The sequence below is a fragment of the Bathymodiolus thermophilus thioautotrophic gill symbiont genome, from assembly GCF_003711265.1.
In the GTDB taxonomy this organism is placed as follows: Bacteria; Pseudomonadota; Gammaproteobacteria; order PS1; family Pseudothioglobaceae; genus Thiodubiliella.
In genome coordinates, this window is record NZ_CP024634.1 from 1,335,167 (window position 1) to 1,359,464 (window position 24,298).

Consider the following 24,298-nt stretch of genomic DNA (forward strand, 5'->3'; position numbering starts at 1 on the left):
AATTTTAGTGTCTATTGCTATAAAATAGTATCAATTTTAATATTTTCAAGTTAATTATGCGTCCAGAGCAAGTTAGTGTTATTTTAAATCAAGAGTTTAAATCTGTTCTTCAAGGTCATCATACGCCCGTTATGTTGTGGGGTGCACCTGGTATTGGCAAATCTCAAATCATTGCGCAAATTGCCAGTGAGCATAATGTGAATATGATTGACATTCGTCTGTCACAAATGGAGCCAAGTGATTTGCGGGGGATTCCCTTTAAAAACGGCGAACAAGTTGATTGGGCAATTCCATCGTTATTGCCCAATGAAAAACGCCATGGCAAGCAAGGTATTTTATTTTTAGACGAAATTACTTCAGCACCTCCCAGCGTTTCTGCTGCCGCTTATCAATTAATTTTAGACAGGCGTTTAGGGGATTATATTGTACCTGATGGTTGGGTAATTTTTGCCGCCGGTAATCGTCAAGGTGACCGTGGTGTAACTTATTCCATGCCTGCTCCTTTGGCTAACCGTTTTTCGCATTATGAACTGGAAGTGAATTTAGACGATTGGGTTGCTTGGGCGTATAAAAACGACATTGACGAGCGTATTATTGGTTTTTTGCGTTATCGTCCCGAACACTTGTTTGAATTTGATCCTGCGCACAATCCTGTGGCTTTTCCTTCGCCTAGAACTTGGGCATTTACCCATCGTGCTTTGCAAAAATTTGAGGGCAATTTGAATTTGTTTAGAGCTGCTGCTAGCGCCTGTGTTGGCGAAGTGGCAGGTGTTGAAGTGGCAACTTTTATCGAACATTTAGAAGATTTGCCAGACTTGGATGCCATTGTAAACGGTGAATCTGTGTCAATTCCCGATGCTATTGATTTACAGTATGCCATTTGTTCCGCCTTAGTGGGTAGGGCGATTAGCGTCAAAGGCAAAGACAATGCTGAAAAGATTTGGGGTAATATCCTTAATTTTGCTCGCAACTTTCCACAAAAAGAACTTGGTGTAATGTTGGTATCCGATATGCAGCGTGCTATTGGTGAGGAAATTTTCGCCATTCCAGAGTTTGTTAATTGGGCGGGTGCAATCGCTGATACTTTATTTGATTAGTATGAGAGTTCTGTGTATAGAGACTTCTGTATTAACCAAAGGCCTCTATTTGTAAATTTGCCCTTTGTTCAGTCTTAAAAGGCTTCCACCCTCTATTCACTTATTTTTTGAGTTAGGGCTACGGATATTTTGGCAACCACCTCATCCCAATCGCCATTAGTGGCTTGTCTAAACAATCTCGTTACCTCAGGGTACCAAATGCTATTTTCTTTGTCGGTCATCCAGCGCCAATCGGAGTTGTAATCAGAAAGCAATATCCAGCAAGGAATGTTAAGTGAGCCAGCAAGATGAGCGATGGCGGTATCAACGCAAATAACCAAATCCAGTTGCGAAATAATAGCAGCACTGTCGGCGAAGTCTTGGACTTCGTTACCCAGATGGGTTAAAGGTTGGTCTGTTGGCGGATTTTGCGCTTCCTCTTCTCCTACTCCTTTTTGCAAACTGATGAAGTTAACATTTTCTGCAACTTGCCAAAGTGGCTTTAGGATTTTGATTGAAGGTAAAGAGCGACTGGCATCGCTTCCACGCATGGGTTCGTTTTTCCAAACTAAGCCAATGTTAAAGCCTTGCGGGAGTTTGTCTCTCCATTTTTCTTGTTCTGTTTTTGGAGAGGACAAATAGGGCAGTTGATTCGGGATGGTTTTTAGTGTGGTGTTAAAGTGTAAGGGCAAGCTCATCATAAACACCCAATAACTTGGTTTTTGAACGCCTGTTTCTCTAACTTCATTTTCGTCAAATATATAATCAATGCAATCCATACTTGAAAAGAGTTTTTTAAGCCAAGGTTTACATACCAAGACAATGCCCCTGACACCTTTTTGGGTTTTGAGCAAGGGTAAATAACGAATAAATTGAATTTCATCACCTGAATCTTGTTCAAAATAGATGAGGATATTTTTACCTCTTAAGTCTTCACCTTGATATTGAGGCAAAGAAATATTAGGTTTCATTATAACTTTGTTTTTTTTGCCTTCGTGGTATCGATATTCATAATTTTTCCAGCCTTGCTTAAAGTCGCCAGTTATGAGTTGCAACAAGGACATATTCCACTTTGTATCAACATCATTTGGATTGAGTTCTAAGGCTATTTTATAATGTGCATGTGCTGCGGAAAATTGCTTTTTAGCTGTTAATAAATTCGCCAGCTCACTGTGTGCATTAATATGGTTAGGCTCAATCTTTAAAGCTTTTTCAAAGTGCTGTTGCGCCTTATCAAAATACTGTTGATTTTGAAGTAATAAACCCATATTGTTATGTGCTTCACTGTGATTTGGATTGAGTAACAATGCTTTTTCAAGGTGCTGTTGTGCTTTATCAAGGTATTTTTGCTCTTTGTACAATAGGCCTAAATTGTTATGGGTATTGGCGTTATTTGGGTTAATTGCCAAACTTTTTAAGGTATATTTTTTTGCCAATTCAACCTCATTTAGCATACCAGCAAACCCACCTGCATTTTCCAGTAAGTTGACATTGTCTGGGAATAATTTTAAGGCTTGCTTGCTAAGTTGTAGCGCCCCTCTGATGTCACCTTGTTTGTAGAGTTGAATAATATGGGTGTTAAACTCATTTGGCGTTGTTGTTTCTGCTGTATGTTTAATTGCTTGGGAGGGCGGTGTCGGGTTGTTGATTAATTCCGTTAAAGATTCACTTACTTTGTTAATGACTTCGTCCCAATTGCTATTAGCAGTTTGTCTAAATAATTTCATTACTTTGGGATACCAAGCACTGTCTTCTTTGTCAGTCATCCAGCGCCAATCGGTATGGTAGTTGGGAAGCAATACCCAGCAAGGGATGTTAAGTGAGCCAGCAAGATGAGCGACGGCAGTATCAACACAAATAACCAAATCCAGTTGAGAGACAATGGCAGCGGTGTCAGAAAAATCTTGAATGTCACTGCCCAAATGAATTAAAGGCTGGTCTGCTGGCGGGTTTTGAGCCTCTTCCTCGCCCGCATCTTTTTGTAAACTAATAAAGTTAATGTTTTCTGCAATTTTCCACAATGGTTTTAATAGTTTAATTGAAGCGAGTGAACGCTGTTTGTCAGAGGCATGGATGGTGCTACCTTTCCAAACCAAGCCAACCTTAAAACCCTGAGGAAGCCTGTCTTTCCATTTGTTTTGAGCGGCTTGAGAAGGGGATAAATAAGGCAATTGATTGGGTAGTGTTGCTGATGTGACATTAAAGCACAAAGGCAGGCTCATAATAAACATCCAGTAATCAATGCCATGGATTTCAGCTTTTCTAAACTCATTTTCATCAAGCAAATGGTCAATACAAGTTATACTCGAAAAGAGTTTTTTGAGCGGTGCTTGGCAGACCAAAATAATATCTCTAACACCTTTTTGGGTTTTTAATAAAGGCAAAAATCGAACACATTGGATCGCATCGCCAAAACCTTGTTCAAAACAAATAAGTAGGCTCTTGCCCCTAATGTTTTCACCCTGATAATGAGGAATGCTAATATTAAGTGGGGCAACCCTCCAGTTCTTTTTGTTTTTATGATAACGGGCTTCATAGTTTTTCCAGCCCTGACTAAAATCACCTAAAATCAATTGCAACAAGGACAAGTTCCACCTTGCATCCGCATGCCCGGGATCAAGTGATAAGGTTTTCTCAAAGTGCTGTTGCGCCTTGTCAAAACACTGTTTTTCTTGAAACAATTGACCTATATTGCTGTGCGCATGTGTGTGATTTGGATTAAGTGCAAGAACTTTTTCAAAACACTGTTGTGCTTCATCATAACGCTTTTGTTCGATAAAAAAAACGCCTTTACGGTTGTAAATTTCAGCATTTTTTGCGCGTTGCTCCTCACTTAAGGGTGTAGCGCTCTTCTTCTTTTTCTTGTTATTTTTTGCCATTAGGGTATTTTAGCGTTTTATATTTGAACTTTGTATAAAATTGGGTAACTTTTAAAATTTAGTTTGAGTTCTGCCAGAATAAGGTTTGAGACATTCACCAAGTTAGAAAAACTGAATTTTTCCATCCGTATTTTTTTAACGGCATTTTGTTTTTAGGGTAGAATAACTCACTTTTTATGATAAATAACTATGTTAGAAAAATTTAGCGTTACTAACTTTAAAAATTTTAACGAGAAATTAACCTTTGATTTTACTGCTAGCGATTATCAGTTTAATCCTCAATCTGTTAAAGAGGGCCTGGTTAAAACTGCGATTATTTATGGTGCTAACGCCTCTGGAAAATCTAATTTAGGCTTTGCAATGTTCGACATTGTTCAGCATTTAACTGACAATGCAAGCAAAGGGAGTTTTTATCAGAATTATTTAACCAAACCAAATAAGTACCCTTGTGCAGAATTTGAATATTGTTTTATGTTTAAACAAAACAAAGTGGTTTATCGCTATTCAAAAACCGATCACGAGACCTTGTTGGATGAATTTTTGTCTATCAATAACAAGGAAGTTTTATCGGTAAAGCGTACCGGTGAAAGAAAGCATGCAAAGTTTTCTTTACAAGGTGCAGAAAACCTAAGTCAAGGCATTGCTACCGCTAATTTATCCATCATTAAGTATGTTAAAGAAAACACCTTATTAGAAAGCAATGACGATAATACTACCTTTAATCAATTTTTTGATTTTATTGATAAAATGCTATTTTTCCGCTCACTAGAGCATAACGCTTATTTAGGGTTAGAAAACGGTGCAAAAGCGATAGATAAGGATATTATTGATCGGGGGAATGTTGGTAATTTTGAAAAGTTTCTTAATGAAGCGGGTATTGAATGCAAATTAAAGGTTGTTGCAGATGAAAATAATGAGGAAAAAATAGTGTTTGATTTTAAAGGTGAGACCATTAGTTTTTTTGACATTGCCTCACAAGGAACAAGGTCTATCGCTTTGTTTTATTATTGGTATCAACGCATCCAATCCAATAAAGCCTCTTTTGTGTTTATCGATGAGTTTGATTCGTTTTACCACCATAACTTATCTAAATTTATTGTTAAAAAATTACAAGAAATTGATGTTCAAGTGGTTTTTACTACTCACAATACCGATATTATGACTAACGATTTATCTCGCCCTGATTGTTATTTTATTTTGGATAGCAATAAAATTACTTCTATTAATAAATTAACTGACCAAGAGTTACGCAAAGCACATAATTTGCAAAAACTTTATAAAGCCTTCGCATTTAAAGCAAACAATGGGTAAGTCAATTACTTTGTTTGTATTTGAAGGGGAAAAACAAGAGCGTCAATATTTGCATGTTTTTCTTGATCGCTTATCTGTCAACATTGATAGAATAGAAATAGCATGGTGTACTCATATATATAATTTACACAAGAACCTGAAAGATGATTTGGGTTTAGATACTTTTGAATTGTTAAAGGAAGAGTGTAGCGCTTTAAGTTTAGAAGGTTATGGCAGAGACGATATTGCTAGAATATATCTATTTTTTGACTATGATGGACATGTGCCAATGGCAGATAATGAAGTGATAAAAGAAATGTTGGAAATATTTGATAATGAAACAGACAAAGGAAAGCTTTTGCTGAGTTATCCAATGCTAGAGGCCTTGGCTGATAATAATTCTGACTTGAATTTTAAGGATATTACTACAAGAATTGAGTTAGGCGGTGATTATAAGAAATTACCTCTTTTAAGTCTCAAAAAATTAAAGGAATTGTCTTTGAGCGACTTTGGGTGCTTAGTTGGAAAACACCTTAAAAAAGCCAATTTTTTAGTGAATGGGCAGTATGAAAATCCCGATAGTTTAATTGAACAACATGATATTTTTAATGCCCAACTAACAAAACACATTAACCCAAACAAAGAAGTGGCTGTATTAAGCGCTTTACCTTTGTTTTATTTAGATTACAAAGGCGTATCCGCCTTAACATCACTTAACTAATGGACACATACCCAACATGGCAAGATAAATCACTAATACCCGAAGAAAAGGTTAGGGTAGTTGGTGAAGATATTGTGCAACCAGCACAAGAAAACAAATTGAGTGACGGTGATTTGGAGACCATTAAAAACAGATTAACTAAGGCACGCACGCAGTTGATTTTAGACAAGCCTTTTTTGGGTAATTTGGTGTTGCGTTTGCCGTTAGTGGCAGCAGATTCATGGTGTAAAACCAGTGCTACAGATGCCAAAAGTTTTTATTACAACCCCGAGTTTATTGATTCCCTTAATAAACATCAAGTTAAATTTGTTTTAATCCATGAGGCTTTACATTGTGCATTGACTCATTTTGCCCGTCGGGGTAACCGTACTAAGCATAAGTGGGATTTGGCTTGTGATTTTGCTATTAATCCGCTGCTGGTTAAGGAGGGGTTTCATCCGCCGATTGATGTGCCGATTTTTCAACAATATGCAGGGATGATTGCGGAAGAAATTTACCCAATGATTGATGACAATCTAAATCAAGAGCCAATGGATCAGCATTTATATGACGATCAAGCGAATGATGATTCCAAACAATCAGACGGCGGTATGCGGGAAGATCAACTACAACAAGATCCCAAGCCCCAAAGTGAGGCAAACGAGGGCAAGCAGGGTGGCTCTTCCTCTCTGGCGCAACAACCTGCTATTTTGCGTCCTGATGAGATTGAAAAACTTGCCACTCAATGGCAAAAAAACCTTGCTTCAAGCGCACAAATCGCCCAACAAGCGGGCAAATTAGAAGGCGAATTTGCCAAATTGATTGATTTCTTTTTGCAACCTCAGGTTTCGTGGCAATCATTGTTGGCGCAATATATGTCAGCACTTGCACGAGATGACTTTAGTTATTATCGCCCATCACGCAGGAGCGGAGAGGCCATTCTGCCCGCACTTAAATCTCATCAAATTGACATCACTGTCGCAATTGACACTTCTGGCTCTATTACACAAGAAGAAGTGGATGAGTTCGTCTCGGAAGTGAATGCCATTAAAGCCAATTTGAGTGCCAGTATTACTTTAATTGCCTGTGATGACAAACTCTCTGAGCATTCACCTTGGCGTTTTGAGGCTTGGGATGCATTGCAATTTCCTGCCTCTTTAGGGGGCGGAAAAGGGACTAATTTTATCCCTGTGTTTGATTATGTTGATGCGCAAGACAGGGCTTGTGATGTGTTAATTTACTTTACCGATGCCAAGGGGAAATTCCCTGAAAGGGAGCCTAATTACCCCGTTATGTGGCTGGTAAAAGGCAAAGAACCCATCCCGTGGGGCGCTAGGATACAATTACAATGAAAGATTTTTCTGCTACCGAACTCAATGATTACTTAAACAACAATCAACCTTTGCTTTTAGATGTGCGTGAGCAATGGGGATAAATGCCATTTTAAAAACGCAACACTATTGCCAATGGGGCAAATTATGAGCAATATTGAGCAATTAGACAAGGCACAAGAAACTGTTATTATTTGCCATTACGGCATTCGCTCTATGCAAGTCGCTCGCTATTTTGACTCTATTGGCTTTGAACATATTATTAATTTGCAAGGGGGTATCGATGCTTGGGCAAAAAAAATTGATAATTCCATGGTACTTTATTGATTATGGGCGTCTTATTGATTATAATTATTCATCATTTTATTTTAGACAAAACTTTTTATGAATCAAATCAAACAAATGTTTGAATTACAACAAAAACTTAACGATGCTACCAACGGGCTTATTTGGACCGAAGGTGCCACCAAAGAAGGGCGACAAATCTCATGGTTGCGTTGTATTTATATGGAAGCCGCTGAGGCGATTGACTCGTTTAATTGGAAACACTGGAAAGACATCGAGGGTGAGCCAGATTTAGACAATGTCAAGGTTGAGTTGGTGGATATTTGGCATTTTATTATGTCTGAAGCGATTCACTTTGGCGACACTCAATTTGCCGAGGCTTACACTGATATGCAACCTGAAAGAGACATTAATCCAGAACTCACAGTAGAGATTTTGGAAAAAATGCTCGCCGTTGCCGCCAGTGCCAATGTTGATAAATCACAAAATGCTTTGTATGAAATTACAGGGCTTTTCTTTAAAGCACTGGCAACAATGAATATGGATGTCCCAGAACTCTATAAGCGTTATTTGGTTAAAAACCAGCTTAATGCTTTTAGACAAGACCACGGTTACAAAGACGGCACTTATGTTAAATTATGGGGTGGCGTTGAAGACAATGTGGTGGCTTTTAAGATCATGGATGATTATCCTGATCTTGACCCTGGGCAGTTTTACGAAAAATTAGAAAAGGTATATACATCATGATAAAAACACTTAAAACAGAAATACAAAAAGTAATTATTGGGCAGGAGGACTTGGTTGACCATTTGTTAATTGGGTTGATTGCTGGTGGTCACATCTTGGTTGAAAGCGTACCGGGATTGGCAAAAACCACAGCAATTAACACTCTGTCCAAAGCCCTAGGGATTCAATTTAAACGCATTCAGTTTACACCAGATTTGCTACCCAGTGATTTGACAGGGGCGCAAATTTACAACCCAAAAACAGGTGAATTTAGCGTTAAAAAAGGGCCGATTTTCACCAATTTATTACTGGCTGATGAAATCAATCGTGCACCAGCCAAAGTGCAAGCCGCCTTGCTTGAAGTGATGGCAGAAAGGCAAGTGACTATTGCCGACGAAAGTTTTAAACTGGATCAACCTTTTTTAGTCATGGCAACCCAAAATCCAGTAGAACAAGAAGGAACCTATCAGTTGCCAGAAGCACAACTTGACCGTTTTATGCTAAAAACAGTGCTTGATTACAATACACTGGATGAAGAACTAGAAGTGGTTAGGCGAGTTGCTATTAATGGTTTTGAGCAGGTTGAGCAAGTAGCAGATATAGCAGATATTGTTAAAATTCGACAGCAGTTTGAGAAGATTTATGTGGATGATGCGGTGCAAAATTATATGTTAAAAATTATTTTTGCAACACGCTATCCACAAGATTATGGCTTGGATTCAATCAAGCACTATATTGAGTTTGGCGCCAGCCCAAGAGCAAGTATTGATTTATACAAAGCCAGTTGCGCCAAGGCGTTGATACGGGGTAATGATTTTGTTACGCCACTTGATATTGCCAGCGTGGTAACAGAAGTATTGCAACATAGAATCGTTTTAAGTTATCAAGCACAGGCTGAAAATATGAGCGTCAAAGCCATTATTAAGCAAATACTTGAGGCAATTCCAGTGCCATAAATTATCGTGTTATTAGTGCCATTTTTAAGCATAAAATAAATGACCATTTAATTTATTTTTTGAAAAAATGGTAATCCAATAGAGGTTAAAATACGCACTTGAGATTTTTGCGTTAATACGAATGATTAGAAAAATCGAAAAAAACACCAAGTTGAAAGCAAGTTATAGTTAAAAACGGAGAAAAAAGATTTATGAGTACAAGCAGTCAGTCAGAAAACACGGGAAACAACGAAGAAAACACGCGACTTAATCCAGGTGATAGTGAAGCAATTCAAAATCAGGCGCCAATTACTGGTGAAACAGTCAACCTCCTTAGTTCTGAAGATCAAGATTTTGTTATTACCACAGAGCAATTGCTTGCCAATGCGACTGATGCAAATAATGACAATTTAAGCGTGATCAATTTATCTGTTAGTAGCGGCGTACTCCTGGCTAACAACAATGGCACTTGGACGCTCACACCAGTGGCCAACTTTAGTGGTCAAGTGCAACTAAGTTATGATATTAGCGATGGGCAAGCCAGTGTTTCAACCACAGCAAACATCAATGTTGTTGCAACTAATGACGCTCCAGTGGTTACTAGTGTTGTTAATCTTAGTGGCACTGAAGATCAAGCGCTTACTATTACCACAGCGCAACTGCTTGCCAATGCCACTGATATAGATAGCAATAACTTAAGCGTGGTTAATCTGTCTGCTGGTAGCAATGTAACTCTAGTTGACAACAACAATGGCACCTGGACGCTCACGCCAGCAGCCAATTTTAATGGCCGAGTGCAATTACATTATAATGTTAGCGACGGACAAACCAATGTTCCAGCGGTGGCAAATATTAACATCACTCCAGTGGATGACTTTACCAGCACTATTGCCACCACAGGAGAATTGACATTAGGTAATGTTATAACAGGTGATATTGAATCAATACATGATACAGATTGGTTTCGCATTCATTTAGATGCCAATACTAATTATCAAATCAACCTAGAAGGGCAACCTACTAACTCTGGTACGCTTAGTGACACTTATTTCCGTGGTATTTATAATGCAAGTGGGGATAGAATAGACAATACAACCAATGATGATGGCGGCCAATCACTTAACTCTCAACTTATTTTTAGTGCAGTAGAATCTGGCACTTATTACCTGTCTGCTGGAGCCTATAGTTCTCGCATGGGTACTTATTCATTAAGTGTTAACGAAGCCACTACGGTTAGCGATGATTTTGTTAGCACCATTGATACCACAGGCGAACTAACATTAAATAGTGTTGCAACAGGTAGTATTGACTCAGCAGGGGATACGGATTGGTTTCGCATTTATTTAAGTGCTAACGCTACTTATCAAATCAATCTAGAAGGCTTGCCTACTTATGCTGGCACACTCAGTGACACTTATTTTCGTGGTATTTATGATGCGAATGGCAACATGATAAGTGGTACAGACGACGATGATAATGGATTTTCATTCAACTCTCAACTTGTTTTTAATACAACAGAATCTGGTGCTTATTATCTATCTGCTGGGGCTTTTCAATCCAATATAGGCACCTATTCATTACGCATTACCAAAGATGACTTTGCCAGCACTACGGACACTATAGGCAGAATAACACTGGGCAATGTTGCAAGAGGCGACATTGAAATAGCACATGATACAGACTGGTTCCGCATTGTTTTAGATGCCAATACCGATTATCAAATTGATCTAGAAGGGACACCTACTGGTTCTGGTACACTTAGTGACACTTATTTCCGTGGTATTTATGACGCTAGTGGTAACAAGATAAACAATACAATCAACGACGACACCGCTCATTCAGTTAACTCTCAGCTTATTTTTAATACAGCAGAATCTGGCACTTACTATCTATCTGCTGGCGCTTTTGACCGTAACATAGGTACTTATGCACTCAGTATTAACAAGGTTGTATCCATACCTATTGCTGATGATTTTGCTAGCACCATTGATACCACGGGTGAGATAGAGATAGGTCATACCGTCAAAGGCAGGATTGAATTGGCAGGCGATACGGATTGGTTCCGTGTTGATTTAACTGCCAATACCAAATATCAAATCAACCTTGAAGGTGCGCCGACTTATTCTGGCACACTTGGCGATGCTTATTTTCGTGGTATTTATGATAGCAATGGCGATCCATTGGGTGATTTTTATGATGCCGATGGCAACCTAGTAAGTGGCACAGATAACGACGATGGTGGATATTTAAAGAATTCACAATTTGACTATGCTCCAACAGTATCTGGCACTTACTACCTATCTGCTGGGGGTTTTCAATCCAATGTAGGTACTTATTCAATCAGTATTCATGAAGTAACACTTGTTGTTGATGAAAATGATGACTTCACCAGCACCATTAATACGACAGGTGAGTTAGCATTAGGCGATGTTGTAACAGGTAATATTGAATTGGAAAACGATACAGATTGGTTCCGTGTTAATTTAGATGCCTATACCGATTATCAAATTAACCTAGAAGGCTTGCCTACAGATGCTGGCACACTTTCTGACCCTTACTTTCGTGGCATTTACGACGCTGGAGGCAACAAAATAAGAAACACAACCAATGATGACAGTGACGAACAAACGACAGCCAACTCACAACTTAACTTTAGCACCATAGAACCTGCTGTTTATTATCTATCTGCTGGTGCTTTTAGCGACAACACAGGCACTTATTCATTGAGTATTAGTGAGATTGTTATTTGATAAAGGGGCAATGTTCGTTATAACCAACAAGAGAATTGTTTAAATGTATTTAAAGATACTAGGCAGTGTTTACGATGTATAGAAAAATGATGACTATTTGGCGACAAATTAATGGCAGTTTCTTCTGTTTTTGGATGAGTGAAATGCAATTTTCTACCTCTATTAAGATGCGCAGTAGCAATATGGCGGTTTTATCATGATGTCAGCACAAGAAATATTGTTACGCGTTAAAAAGAATGTTTTTACTCAAAAATCAGCTGAGCACTTGTCAAAAATGCGAGGTGACGGTTTGGATTTTTGCGAAATTCGCCCCTATCAGGCAGGCGATGATATTCGTAAAATAAATTTTTCTGCTAGCGGTAAAACTGGCGAATTGCAAACCAATGTTTTCAATGAAGACAGGCAAATTAATGTGGTAATTTGTGTAATGCTTTCCAGTAGCTTGCATTTTGGTTCTGTGCGCTTGAAAAATGAGTTGATTGCTGAGATTGTTGCGCATTTGGCTTATTCTTCTATGCAGCAAAAAAACCAAACAAAATTGGTATTTTTCTTCAACAACGAGCAGCAAGTTTTTCAACTTAATAACATGGGCAGTTTGCTAGCAGCAACGGAAGAATTGCTAAATTTTGATTTGTTAAAAACGCAGATAAGCCCCGAAACTTTGAATGCTTACTTGGTTCAACAGGCAAAATCATTGGTTTTTGTGATTGGTGATTTTTATCAATCCAGCGATTACAGTATGATTGCCCATAAAAACCAAATAAACGCAATATTGGTACGCGACCCATTGGAAGAATTTCCAAATTTTGGCACAGAATTAAGTTTAAAAAATGCACAAAATAACAGTGATATTGAGGCAGATTTTGATAAAAGATTGGCAAAAAAATACCAGTCTCAATTAAAAATTGAGGACGATAAGCGTTATTCACATTTTGCCCAACATAAAATTAATGTTGGTAAAATTTATACCAATGACGATGTTTTTGTTAAACTTTCGCAGATTTTAAGATGAGAGAAAAACGCTTAAAATAATAATTATGGATAATTTAAAAGACATTAAACCGCTTGTTGCTATTACAGATAATTCTTTTACTTATCTGCTAATTGTGCTTTTTATTGCCTTGCTAATAGCGCTGGTTGCAGGTTATTCTGGCTGGAAAAAAATCCAATTAAAACGCCGCAATGACAAAAAAAGAATAGCACTCAAGATACTCAAAAACCTTGATTTTAACGACAGCAAAACCACAGCTTATACATTCAGTCGTTATGCCAGTGCATTGGTGAATGATGGTAATGTAATAGAGTTTGAGCAAATCAACACGGCATTATTAGCCTACAAATACAAAGAAAAAGTTGAGCAATTAGAGCAAGATTTAATTGAACAAATTAAGGGGTTTGTCGATGTTTAGTTTTGAGCACCCCTATGTATTGGCATCCATTGTCGTTGCATTTGTTTGTTTGTTTTTTTGTCAAGAGAAAAAATTCTCCATTTATTTCCCACACAGTGAGAGTCTGAAAGCTGTCGCAAAATCCAAACAATTATTACGCAATGCACTCAAATTTTTAGCCCTTAGTTTGGTTATTATTGCCCTTGCCAGCCCAATTACAACGGAGGATATAATACTCGACAACAGCAAAGGTTATGAAATCTCATTGATTTTAGATGCTTCTGGATCAATGCAACAAAACAACAAGTTTGGACTGGTAAAGAACATTGTTGTAGATTTCATTAAGCAGCGTAAAACTGATAAATTGGCATTGAGTATTTTCGCAGATTTTGCCTATACCGCCATCCCCTTAACTTACGACAAAAAAAGTATTATTAAAATACTCAGCCATATTGATGTGGGTGTTGCTGGAAGGCAAAAAACGGCACTGTATGAGGCTTTATTTTTAAGCTCAAAACTTTTTAAAGACTCTAAATCCAAAGAAAAAATTGCCATTTTGCTTACGGATGGCAGAAATAATACAGACAGCGTGCCACTTGAAGTGGCAATTAAGCGTGCACAAAGTAATAAAATAAAAGTTTATACAATTGCCATTGGCAACGAAAGAGATTTTAATGCTGAGGTTTTAAGGGAAATTGCCCAAAAAACGGGTGCTGAATTTTTCTCAACCAATAGCGCTCAAGGCATAAAAGACATTTATGCACAAATCAATCAATTAGAAAAAAGCAAAATAAACATCAACAAATACGAAAAGAAAACTTATTATTTTCACTACCCCTTGGGGCTGGCGTTAATGCTTTTATTCCTTTATTTTTGGCAGAGAAACACATGGATTTTGCACAAATAGAATTACTTTATGCCCTCATTCCAGTGGCTATATTGTGGTTTTTTATTCACCACAAGAAAAACAATCTTGAGGCTTTGTTTGCCCCTGAAGTGCTGGAAAAAATCAGTTTAAACAAGCATGGAATACGCCTAAAAACACGCCTTAAATTGTTGCTACTGTCCATCATCTTGATTTTATTGGCACTGAGTCAACCAACTCTTGACAAGGGTGAAATTAAGATAAAAAAACAGTTGAGCGACTTGGTGGTGGCAATTGATATGTCACGCTCTATGTTGGCAAATGACATCTATCCAAATCGCTTTGAATTTGCAAAAAACAAGCTGCTACACAGCCTACATAAAATCCATGACCGGCGCGTTGCAGTTTTGGGTTTCACCAGTCAGACTTTTTTGATCTCCCCTTTAACCGATGATTTTTCCAGTCTTGAATTTTTAATTAAAAATTTACGCACAGACAGCATCAGCCTAAGAGGCACCAGCATACTTAATTTATTACAAGCCGCTAATGATTTAACAGGTAAGACGGAAAACAGGCAAATATTGTTGCTGACCGATGGCGGTGATGACAATAATTTTAAAGAAGCGATTGCGTATGCAACAGAACGAAATTTACAAATTTTTATCTTTGACATCGCCAGCAAGAGTGGGGGCAGTATTCGTACTGAAAATGGGCTTTTAAAAGACCATAACAAAAATATTGTTCGCGTTAAGGAAAACCCAAATATTAAAATATTGGCATCTCAAACGCACGGAAAGTATTTAAAATACACCTTAAATAATAACGATTTGTCAAATTTTATCAATACTTTTAGTCGACACAATAACAGCAAGGATGTGAGAATTAATCAAAAGCGTCAGTTGTTTTATTACCCTTTGTTACTTGCTTTAGTGTTGTTATTTTTTGCATTTTTTTCCTTACCCAGAAAACCATGAGATTTCTTTTTTTCGTATTATTGTCAATAAATGTAGAAGCAGGATTGTTGGACTTTTTGCACATTGAGCAAGCCAATAGCGCCTATCAAAAGCAAGATTATAAAACAGCTACAGAAAAATTTGCCGACATTGACAATGACGCCGCACGCCTAAACCAAGCAAACAGCCTTTATAAGCAAGGCTTATACGAGCAAGCACTGGAAAAATATCAAAGCGTTAAGCAAAAAGAATTGGACTTTAATCGTTTGTATAATATTGGCAATACTTATGCTAAATTGAAAAAAGATGAGGAGGCTATTGACAGTTATACTCAGGCATTGAAATTAAAACAAGACGAAGATGCGTCGTTTAACTTGAAGATGTTAAAACGGCAAAAGGCCAAGCGGAAAAAGAACGAACAAGCCAAAAAGGACAAAGATAAAAAACAGAAAAAAGACCAAGATCAAAAAAAGCAACAGCAGAGCGATAAGAAAAACAGCAAAAAACGCAAAGATAAGGACAAAAAAGACAATAAAAAGAACAACAAAAAAGAACAGCAGAAACAAGAGAAAAAATTGGACGACATCAAGCAACAACGATGGGAAAAATCTCTTAATAAAAACCTCAGAACTTTACTTATTCCACTTAATGAACAAAACAATAATAATGATGATAAAAAAAATCTTTGGTAGTTTATTTTTACTACTCAGCACCCCAATTTTCGCACTCAGTTCAGCCAATGTTAATCAAACATGGTTTTATCCAGGAGAAGCCATAGTCTTAACCTTGAGTGCTGATAGCGATAAAGTTGTGTTTCCTGCAATTAACAACATTGCAGGAAATTCTGTTTTAGGCACAAATAATTCTCAAAGCGTTCGCATTGTTAACACCAAGCGCACCATACAAAATAGCAGATCTTATACCTTTAAACCTTCAAAAAGTTTACAAATTCCAGCCTATACGCTAACAGTGGATGGCGTTAAACAAACCACTCAACCTATAAAAATAACCTTTAAAAAACCAACAAAAGCCAAAGTAGGGGACGATTATATTTTGCAAATAAAGACGGATAAAACAACATTTTTCCTGGGTGACACCGTTAATTTATACATTACTTTTAAAGCAAAAAAATCCTTACCACCTTCTAACAATCAAGTCTCTCTTTCCATACCCGAAGCAAAAGATTTGCTGTTTATCAAAAATAACAAAGTAACGCGTGTTGCTGATGAAAATTACCATGTTCAAACATTGAGTTACAAAATCAGTGCCAATAATTTTGGCACCATCCACATCCCAAGTTTGGTCGCCACTATTGGTAATCAAAGCAACAGTATTTTTGGCGGTTTTTTTAATGCAAGACAAAGACAAAAGCAGAAAAAGATATTTTCAAACGACTTGACATTAACAATAAAACCCTTGCCAGATGCCCTCAGAGTTTTTGGTGATTTCAAACTCAAGGCCACCGTTGATAAAACCCAAGTCAAGCAAGGGGACGCCGTTAATTTAACAGTAAGTATCGTCGGCAAAGGTAATTTTGAAGACATTGAAGCCTTTAAGATTGAGATTGATAATGCCACCATTTATAGTGATGATGTGGTTACCAGTTACAAAGATTGGCAGCAAAAATTTGCCATTGTTGGCGGGCAAAGTTTTGTCATACCCAGTCTAAAGCTGGATTATTTTGACAAAATAACCCAAACCAAAAAGACCATTAGCACCCAACCTATCAATATTAAAGTTGACAAGTCCAGCCCCATCATAACCGCAACAACTACAACCATTGTAAAGCCCGACAACAAAGTACCAGTCAACAGTACATTAAAATATTATTACCTCCTATTGGGGTTTATCATCGGCGCACTTGTTAGTTTTTTAAGTATAAAACTCAGTCACAGGCAAAAACCAGATAAAAATCAAGATTTAATCAAACAAATCAAATCCAGCAAGGGTAATAAAGCCTTATTTGATTTATTGTTGCCACTTAATTTGAGTGAACTTGATTCCATACTACAACAATTAGAAGCCAATCTTTACAAAGGCGAAACACATAAAATTAACAAAAAAGCCATAATTACCCTTATCCAATCAAGTAATTTTTGAGTGATTCTTGCCCGTTATTCAACATCCATGTCTCTAATGCAAGGGTCTCTGTTATAATATCGCCATGATTAAACTTACTGAATATAGTCACGGACAAGGGTGCGGTTGCAAGATATCGCCCAAAGTTTTGGATACGATTTTAGCCTCATCTATCGATGAAATTGTTGACCCTAATTTATTGGTGGGCAACCATTCCCGTGATGATGCTGCTGTGTATGATTTGGGCAATGGCGAGGCGGTTATTAGCACTACCGACTTTTTTATGCCGATTGTTGATGATCCATTTACCTTTGGGCGAATTGCCGCAACTAATGCGATTAGCGATGTGTATGCAATGGGTGGCGTGCCACTGATGGCAATTGCTATTTTTGGCTGGCCACTGGATAAACTGCCTGCTGAAGTAGGGCAACAGGTTATCGAAGGCGGTCGTAGCGTGTGCCAAGCAGCGGGTATGATGCTTGCAGGCGGACACAGTATTGACTCGCCTGAGCCGATTTTCGGTTTGTCAGTAACAGGCAGGGTGACAATTAAACATCTAAAAGAAAATTCAACCGCCAAAGTGGGGGACAAAATATATCTTACCAAGCCCCTAGGTATTGGCATTTTAACAACCGCACAAAAACAAAAGAAAATTACCCTTGAAGATGAAAAGCGTGCCATTGACACCATGTGTCAACTCAATGATATTGGTGCCAAATTAGCCAAAATTAAAGGTATTCATGCCATGACTGATGTGACAGGCTTTGGGTTAGGCGGGCATTTGTCGGAAGTTTGTTTGGGTTCTCAAGTGTCAGCAACGATTGAATACAACAAAGTGCCAACACTACCTAATATTAAAGACTACCTGGCCAACGGTTGCTCACCGGGTGGTGCACAACGCAATTTTGAAAGTTACGGACAGCATCTTGGTCACATGAACAATGAAATGCAATCTATTATTTGCGACCCGCAAACCAGCGGTGGCTTGTTAATTATGGTATCTAATGATGCCGAATCTGAATTTCATCAAGTTATGCAAAAATCAGGTTTTGATTTGGAGGCCATTGGTGAGATTGTTAAAAGCAACGGCCAGCCTATTGTACAAATTAATGCCTGAATTAACGCAAATTACCGATTTTACTCGCCTGTTTTCCAACAATATCCCCCTTATAGACAGTAGGGCACCAATTGAATTTAAACAAGGTGCTTTTCCGCATACACACAATCTTATATTGATGAACGATGAGGAGCGTGAGGAGATAGGTACTTGCTACAAAAACAAAGGTCAGGCGCAAGCCATTGGGCTTGGACACCAATTGGTGCAAGGCAAAGTAAAAGACCAGCGTATAGAAGCGTGGCTTGAGTTTGTTAAAAACAACCCGAACGGCGCCCTGTACTGCTTTCGTGGTGGATTGCGTAGCCAAATTGCCCAGCAATGGATTTATGAGGCTTCTGGTATTGATTATCCGCGCATTACTGGTGGTTACAAGGCATTGCGTCGGTTTCTTATTGAGGAAACGGATAGAATTATGCAGAAAATCACACCTGTTGTTATTGGCGGACAAACAGGTTGCGGTAAAACTTTGTTGCTTAATAAGTTTAAAAATACCATTGATTTAGAAGGTTTGGCAAACCACCGTGGCTCCGCCTTTGGCAACACCACCACACCACAACCCACACAGATTAATTTTGAAAACACCTTGGCGATTGAACTTATTAAACAACAGCATTGTGCCCATTTAATTTTTGAAGATGAAGGTGCAAACATCGGTGCTAATCATATTCCTGATTGCATACAAGTCAAAACTAGACAAGCCGATTTAATTCTGCTTGACGCTAGCACCGAACAACGACTTCAAGTTAGCATGGATGCGTATGTAATTGATATGTGCCAAAATTTCATAAAACTTGACAGTCAACACGGCTTTAGCAATTTTGCTAATTATTGGCTAACTAGCCTAGAAAAAATCCAAAAACGCCTAGGTTTGGAGCGCTATCAGGCGCTATTGAAGAAGGTAAATACAGCGCTTTCAATGTATCAAGAGCAGGACAATGCCACAGGTTTTTACCCAGTAATTGAAGAATTATTGGTAGATTATTACGACCCAATGTATGATTATCAAATCCAAAAAAAGATGGACAGAGTGGTATTCAAAGGCAATGCTGAAGAAGTATTGTCTTACTTGAAAACCTTTGCATAAATTATAAACCCCAACAATTCTGGACAACAATTTAATTTTCCTTGTTTTAAACCCGTTAAACTAAACAAAAAAAATGATTAAAAACGAACCAAATGCACATTTACATTAAGACGCCTGAACTATTACAAAATGAACAAACCTTATCAGCGTAGCAGCAATAGATTAGATCATGTCAATGGCTAAAGTCTAAGTGTGTTAAAACCCGCATTGGCGAATTAAATTTATCAGTACCCCAAACAAGAAATTGTGATTTTTACCCTAATTGCCTGGAAAGAAGTTTACTTAACCAGATATTTAACACCTGCCTAGAAAATAGCTGAATTGGAAAAAGTGGCTTGAAATGTGTCCAAGTAAATTAGACCAGTTTAGCATCTAAAGAAATTGGTTAAATTTTTTACAGACTTGTTATAAGAGAGTCAATATCACGACTAGCATTAAAAATAAACAACACTTCTACAGTTTGTTTACCGTCTAAAACGCGGTAGTAATTATTGTAACTACCATGTGAGAAAATTCTAATTTCCTTGTCTAAATCTAAATTTTCCACTACTTTTCCCGAATATGGAAAAATTGATAATGTCTTTTTTAATGAGGTTGTTAATTCCTTGACAAAACTACCCGCTTTAACGGGTTTGTCTAAGGCAATATAATCAGAAATTTCCAGTAATCCATCTACGGCATTTTGAGAGAATACCGCTTTGCAGTGATTCATTTTTTGTTTTTGGCTAGTATTCTTTGCCCTGCTTCATTTTTCAAATCCTCAATAAATTCATCAGTCAGTTCATATGTTTTACCAACTTTGGCATCAGCCAAACCAGCTTTAACACCTGCCTTAATTGTTTCCCTCATAGAATCTGCCAGTTCAAATATAGCCGGCAAGTTTTCCATAGAAAGCATCACTCCAACAGGATGAGTTTTGTGCTTCTTTTGAAGTAATTGTTTTCATGCGCATAACTCCAAAAATTAATGACAATGTAGTTATTGTAGTTACTTCAAAGAAAAATCAAAACTTTTTACGAAATTTATCTACGCCGATAATTGAGAAACAACTACAAATATCAAAATCGATATACTTAAAGAGACCTTTGCATAAATATGGATGATTAGCAAAATTCAATTTTTATCTAATTGGTAATTGTCCTAGCAGGGCTAAGGCTGGGTTTAAAAAATTACCAAGTGGGTGAAAAGTGGATTCTTGATGATTACTCATATTTATGTAAAGGTCTCTTAAAATAACAATCCTCCCAATCAAGGGTTTTTAAGTTTTGTAATACCCATAAAACCACACCACCCATAAGCAGAAAATCCTGCTCCAATCCACTGCTATCAATCCATTTTAAAAAGTTGTCAGAAAAGGGTAATGTATTTTATGTAAAGGTCTTGCTTAAATGAAAAATCAATCAAGTAAAATCACGCAAGCCTATTTTAATATCTGTAATTGGTTTTGCCTGACAAGCAAGAATTTCCCCTGGCGAGAGTGGCACCAAGCAATCTTCGTGCATTACATCACCCGATAAAAGTTGCAATATGCAAGAGCCACAATGCCCTTGTCGGCAAGAATAATCAATCAGCACATTATGCACCTCCAATTCACTCAGAATTGAGCGCTCACCAAATACATACAGCGATTCGGTCTTGCCATTGATATTGTCAACTTCTATTTTTAACATGCGTTATAATTTGAAATCACCAAAATCAGCGTCTTTCTCGTCTAGCGTGTTGTCAATAGCACTAACCAAATACGAGGTGATTTCGGTTTCTTGTGGCGCAACTTGAACATTGTCAGAATCTAACCAGTGGTTAATCCACGGCAGGGGATTGGTGCGATCATCGAAGAAAAGAGGGAGGTTAAGGGCTTTCATACGCACATTGGTAATGTATTCCAGATACTGCTTAAGGATTTCGGCGTTCAGGCCAATCATTGAGCCATCACGGAATAAATATTCTGCCCAGTCTTTTTCTTGTTCACAGGCTTCTTTAAACATGGCAATGACTTCTCCTTCACATTCTTTGGCAATTTTTTGCATATCAACATCATCCTTGCCTTCACGCATTAAATTAAGTATATGTTGCGTACCTGCAAGGTGTAATGCTTCATCACGGGCAATCATTTTGATAATTTTGGCATTGCCTTCCATTACTTTGCGTTCGGCAAAAGCAAATGAACAGGCAAAACTCACATAAAAGCGCACCGCTTCAAGGATATTAACCGACATAATGGTGAGATAAAGTTGTTTTTTTAAGGCATACAGTTCTATTGACATTTCATGTCCTTGAGCTGTTATCTTGCCTGTGCCGTGTAATAAATACGCCTGAGTGTATTTAATCAACTCATCGTAGTGTTTGGAGACACTCTCGGCACGCTTAATAATTTCATCAGTTTTCATAATATCATCAAACACCACACCCGGCTCATTGACAATAGCACGAATAATATGTGTATAAGAACGAGAATGAATGGTTTCAGAAAACGACCAAGTTTCAATCCAGTTTTCCAATTCTGGCAAAGAAACAATCGGCAAAAAGGCAATACTAGGGCTTCTACCTTGCACAGAATCAAGCAAAATCTGGTATTGCAAATTGGAAATAAAAATATGTTTTTCATTGGGCAATAACTTGGAAAAATCTATTTTATCCTTAGAAACATCAATTTCCTCAGGTCGCCAAAAAAACGAAAGTTGCTTTTCAGTAAGCTTTTCAAATATCTCAAACTTTTGTTTATCAAAGCGTGCCACATTTACGCTACGACCAAAAAACATCGGCTCGGTTAATGTGTCACCCACTTCCTTACTAAAAATACTATATGACATAAAAATTCTCCAGTTCTTTTTTTAAATTCACTTTCATTGTGTTGCCCCACATTTTGCAAGCGCTTAACTTTTTAAATAAAAATTTATCACTCACTTTTTGCCCTTTATTTGCTCAATAACTTTATCAAAATCAGAGTAGACTTCTTGAGTTTTGTTAAAGTCATCGTATATTAAACTTGCTTTTTCTTCAGCCTGTTTTTTAGATTTTTTGCCCAAATTTTCAAGAATTTTATACTCATTAAATGCCAGAAATTTATTAACAGAATCCGCCAAATCTTGCATAGTCATTGTAGTGCGATTGCCGATCACTATCTCAATATGGTCAAAATATGAACTAATGGACTGTTCTAAATTTTTAATTTCATTTTCTGTTAAATAATTTTTAGCAATTTTAGTATCAGATTTTAAAACCCTGCCATTCGGGGCGTTTTTCCAAGTTTTTAATCCCATGTGGGGCAAAGATTTATCCGCATGAGTATAAATAATTTCAGCAGCCGTTTGCCCTGTAATGGCATAATGGAATTTGTTTTGCACGCTAGCAAAAAAGTTTTTGGTTGTGTTGGAATTTTTGTCATAATCAATACTACACTCTGCATAAATATCAGTTATTTGTTGATAAATTCTCCGCTCACTTGTTCTGATTGAGCGAACACGCTCTAAAAGTTCTTTAAAATAATCTTTGCCAAAATGTTTGCCATTTTTAAGGCGTTCATCATCCATGGCAAAGCCTTTAATAATAAATCCTTTTAAAATATTGGTTGCCCAAATTCTAAATTGAGTGGCTTTGTTGGAATTAACTCGATAACCTGCAGATAAAATAGCATCAAGATTATAATATTTAACGCTTATATTTTGAGTTTTTCCAGCAATAGCGCCGTGTTGAGTGGTATTTTCCAAAATGGAAACAACCACTTTTTCATCTAACTCGCCAGATTCAAAAATATTTTTTAAATGTTTACTAATAGCAGGCACTTGCACGCCAAATAATTGGGCAATTTGTGCCTGTGATAACCAGAGCGTCTCATTGTGCAAGTAAGTCTCTACTCTAATATCGCCATTACCATCACTGTATAGCAAAAATTCGGTTAATTCATCTTGAATGGTTAATTTATTCATAATAGAGTTCGTCAATGGGTTTGTCGGTGGCAACACTTATGTCATCCATATATTTTCGATTGAATGGCATCATTTTTATTTTGTGTATTGCTCAACGCTTGCTTTTGTTGAAATTTGATTAAGAATACTTTTAAGGACTTGGTCTATTTCTGAGCCATCAGAATAATCTGCTTTGGCGACATAATTTGCTCTGTCATTTTGCAATAACTCTTGTGCTTTTTCTTTGGCTTCTTTAGTCTCGGGTGAGTATACGGCAATTGAAGTGCCGCCTTGGTAATTGAGCATTTTCATGGCGGGAATGTCGGTGGCACCGTCTCCGATATAAATCATATTTTCAAACAGAATAGGGCGCTTTTGCGGTGGTGTGTATTTATTAATGCTGGAATTATCCCAAGCGTTGTAAATGCCTTTGTTAATACGAAATAAATATTGTGTTTTGGTGGTGTAATTAATAGCCAATGCCGGCCATTCTGGCACGCCTTCGTGGTCGTATTTGAATGAGGAGGCAAAAATGCATTTAAATTCTGTAGCGATTGAGGTGCCTTCAATCATTTCTTTGGTGCCCGATGAAATAATATAATGCGTTAGATCAATACACTTGTCTTTGGCATGCTGATTAATTCTGGCAAAATATTGCTCAACACCTTCAAAATATTTAACACTTTGCCCGTGTTCTTTAATTTTTTCTTTTTTACAACTTACTTTTTTCTCTTTGGCCTTTTCAATCAATAAATACATGTACGCCAAAATCTCATCCATTTCATTCTCTTTGGTTATCTCTTTTACTTCCTTCCAAAAATCTGTCGTTGTTAGTCCTAAATTAGGAATAAAAGAATTTTCTTGAATGTTTCCCTGGGCAAGCGTACCATCAAAATCATAAACAATAGCAACAGTGGTATTTTTTTTAGGCATAT

At 37.4% G+C, this 24,298-nt stretch carries 22 protein-coding genes and 1 pseudogene; 16 read left to right on the forward strand and 7 right to left on the reverse strand.

Annotated elements, in window-relative coordinates; genetic code table 11:
* The first annotated feature begins 56 nt into the window (after positions 1 to 56).
* The gene (locus tag MS2017_RS05180) at positions 57 to 1,097 is read left to right on the forward strand and encodes an AAA family ATPase (protein WP_071563400.1); all 1,041 of its coding nucleotides are present in this window, start codon (positions 57 to 59) and stop codon (positions 1,095 to 1,097) included.
* Positions 1,098 to 1,189: 92 nt separating this feature from the next.
* On the opposite strand, the gene MS2017_RS05185 is transcribed toward MS2017_RS05180, so the two are convergent.
* Complete coding sequence (locus MS2017_RS05185; protein ID WP_122951488.1) at positions 1,190 to 3,955, reverse strand: tetratricopeptide repeat protein; 2,766 nt, start codon at positions 3,953 to 3,955, stop codon at positions 1,190 to 1,192.
* Positions 3,956 to 4,144: 189 nt separating this feature from the next.
* Between MS2017_RS05185 and MS2017_RS05190 the strand changes: the two genes are divergently transcribed.
* The 15 genes and pseudogenes from MS2017_RS05190 to mnmH all read left to right on the forward strand — a co-directional run bounded on the left by MS2017_RS05190 (position 4,145) and on the right by mnmH (position 19,458).
* Complete coding sequence (locus MS2017_RS05190) at positions 4,145 to 5,266, forward strand: AAA family ATPase (RefSeq protein ID WP_122951489.1); 1,122 nt, start codon at positions 4,145 to 4,147, stop codon at positions 5,264 to 5,266.
* 10 nt (positions 5,267 to 5,276) lie between these two features.
* Positions 5,277 to 5,966: a hypothetical protein gene (locus MS2017_RS05195; protein ID WP_164707613.1), complete on the forward strand. Its 690-nt coding sequence runs from the start codon at positions 5,277 to 5,279 to the stop codon at positions 5,964 to 5,966.
* Positions 5,966 to 7,297, forward strand: a complete 1,332-nt coding sequence (locus MS2017_RS05200) for a vWA domain-containing protein (protein ID WP_122951491.1) — start codon at positions 5,966 to 5,968, stop codon at positions 7,295 to 7,297. Before MS2017_RS05195 ends, MS2017_RS05200 begins: the two co-directional genes overlap by 1 nt.
* Positions 7,294 to 7,603, forward strand: a pseudogene (locus MS2017_RS05205) (rhodanese-like domain-containing protein). The gene MS2017_RS05200 and the pseudogene MS2017_RS05205 overlap by 4 nt, the downstream one beginning before the upstream one ends.
* Positions 7,604 to 7,660: 57 nt before the next feature.
* The gene (locus MS2017_RS05210) at positions 7,661 to 8,308 is read left to right on the forward strand and encodes a dUTP diphosphatase (protein WP_122951492.1); all 648 of its coding nucleotides are present in this window, start codon (positions 7,661 to 7,663) and stop codon (positions 8,306 to 8,308) included.
* Positions 8,305 to 9,243 carry an AAA family ATPase gene (locus tag MS2017_RS05215; RefSeq protein ID WP_071565024.1) on the forward strand — a complete coding sequence of 313 codons (939 nt, stop codon included), beginning with the start codon at positions 8,305 to 8,307 and terminating at the stop codon, positions 9,241 to 9,243. Before MS2017_RS05210 ends, MS2017_RS05215 begins: the two co-directional genes overlap by 4 nt.
* 191 nt (positions 9,244 to 9,434) lie before the next feature.
* Positions 9,435 to 11,972 carry a cadherin-like domain-containing protein gene (locus MS2017_RS05220; protein ID WP_122951494.1) on the forward strand — a complete coding sequence of 846 codons (2,538 nt, stop codon included), beginning with the start codon at positions 9,435 to 9,437 and terminating at the stop codon, positions 11,970 to 11,972.
* Between the two features lie 196 nt (positions 11,973 to 12,168).
* On the forward strand, positions 12,169 to 12,984 hold the full coding sequence (locus tag MS2017_RS05225) for a DUF58 domain-containing protein (protein ID WP_071565026.1): 816 nt from the start codon (positions 12,169 to 12,171) through the stop codon (positions 12,982 to 12,984).
* A gap of 25 nt (positions 12,985 to 13,009) precedes the next feature.
* Complete coding sequence (locus MS2017_RS05230) at positions 13,010 to 13,381, forward strand: hypothetical protein (RefSeq protein ID WP_122951495.1); 372 nt, start codon at positions 13,010 to 13,012, stop codon at positions 13,379 to 13,381.
* Entirely contained in the window at positions 13,374 to 14,267 is an 894-nt protein-coding gene (locus MS2017_RS05235) for a vWA domain-containing protein (protein ID WP_122951496.1), read from the forward strand. Before MS2017_RS05230 ends, MS2017_RS05235 begins: the two co-directional genes overlap by 8 nt.
* Complete coding sequence (locus MS2017_RS05240) at positions 14,249 to 15,199, forward strand: vWA domain-containing protein (protein WP_122951497.1); 951 nt, start codon at positions 14,249 to 14,251, stop codon at positions 15,197 to 15,199. Before MS2017_RS05235 ends, MS2017_RS05240 begins: the two co-directional genes overlap by 19 nt.
* Entirely contained in the window at positions 15,196 to 15,870 is a 675-nt protein-coding gene (locus MS2017_RS05245) for a tetratricopeptide repeat protein (protein WP_122951498.1), read from the forward strand. The genes MS2017_RS05240 and MS2017_RS05245 overlap by 4 nt, the downstream gene beginning before the upstream one ends.
* Positions 15,848 to 17,278, forward strand: a complete 1,431-nt coding sequence (locus MS2017_RS05250) for a BatD family protein (protein ID WP_206423662.1) — start codon at positions 15,848 to 15,850, stop codon at positions 17,276 to 17,278. The genes MS2017_RS05245 and MS2017_RS05250 overlap by 23 nt, the downstream gene beginning before the upstream one ends.
* 64 nt (positions 17,279 to 17,342) lie before the next feature.
* Complete coding sequence (gene selD / locus MS2017_RS05255) at positions 17,343 to 18,374, forward strand: selenide, water dikinase SelD (protein ID WP_122951500.1); 1,032 nt, start codon at positions 17,343 to 17,345, stop codon at positions 18,372 to 18,374.
* Positions 18,367 to 19,458: a tRNA 2-selenouridine(34) synthase MnmH gene (gene mnmH, locus MS2017_RS05260; RefSeq protein ID WP_122952226.1), complete on the forward strand. Its 1,092-nt coding sequence runs from the start codon at positions 18,367 to 18,369 to the stop codon at positions 19,456 to 19,458. The genes selD and mnmH overlap by 8 nt, the downstream gene beginning before the upstream one ends.
* 394 nt (positions 19,459 to 19,852) lie before the next feature.
* Here mnmH and MS2017_RS05270 read toward each other — a convergent pair whose 3' ends face one another.
* From MS2017_RS05270 to MS2017_RS05295, 6 genes are all read right to left on the reverse strand, one after another.
* A complete protein-coding gene (locus tag MS2017_RS05270; protein WP_122951501.1) occupies positions 19,853 to 20,170 on the reverse strand; it encodes a type II toxin-antitoxin system RelE/ParE family toxin in 318 nt (105 codons plus the stop codon).
* The gene (locus MS2017_RS05275; protein WP_122951502.1) at positions 20,167 to 20,346 is read right to left on the reverse strand and encodes a hypothetical protein; all 180 of its coding nucleotides are present in this window, start codon (positions 20,344 to 20,346) and stop codon (positions 20,167 to 20,169) included. Before MS2017_RS05275 ends, MS2017_RS05270 begins: the two co-directional genes overlap by 4 nt.
* Before the next feature lie 512 nt (positions 20,347 to 20,858).
* Positions 20,859 to 21,128 carry a 2Fe-2S iron-sulfur cluster-binding protein gene (locus MS2017_RS05280; RefSeq protein ID WP_071563361.1) on the reverse strand — a complete coding sequence of 90 codons (270 nt, stop codon included), beginning with the start codon at positions 21,126 to 21,128 and terminating at the stop codon, positions 20,859 to 20,861.
* Positions 21,129 to 21,131: 3 nt separating this feature from the next.
* A complete protein-coding gene (nrdB, locus tag MS2017_RS05285; protein WP_071563360.1) occupies positions 21,132 to 22,268 on the reverse strand; it encodes a class Ia ribonucleoside-diphosphate reductase subunit beta in 1,137 nt (378 codons plus the stop codon).
* A 90-nt stretch (positions 22,269 to 22,358) separates the two neighbouring features.
* Positions 22,359 to 23,384, reverse strand: coding sequence for a virulence RhuM family protein (locus tag MS2017_RS05290; RefSeq protein WP_122951503.1), 1,026 nt, complete (start codon positions 23,382 to 23,384; stop codon positions 22,359 to 22,361).
* A gap of 75 nt (positions 23,385 to 23,459) precedes the next feature.
* Positions 23,460 to 24,296, reverse strand: a complete 837-nt coding sequence (locus MS2017_RS05295) for an HAD family hydrolase (protein WP_122951504.1) — start codon at positions 24,294 to 24,296, stop codon at positions 23,460 to 23,462.
* Positions 24,297 to 24,298: the final 2 nt, after the last annotated feature.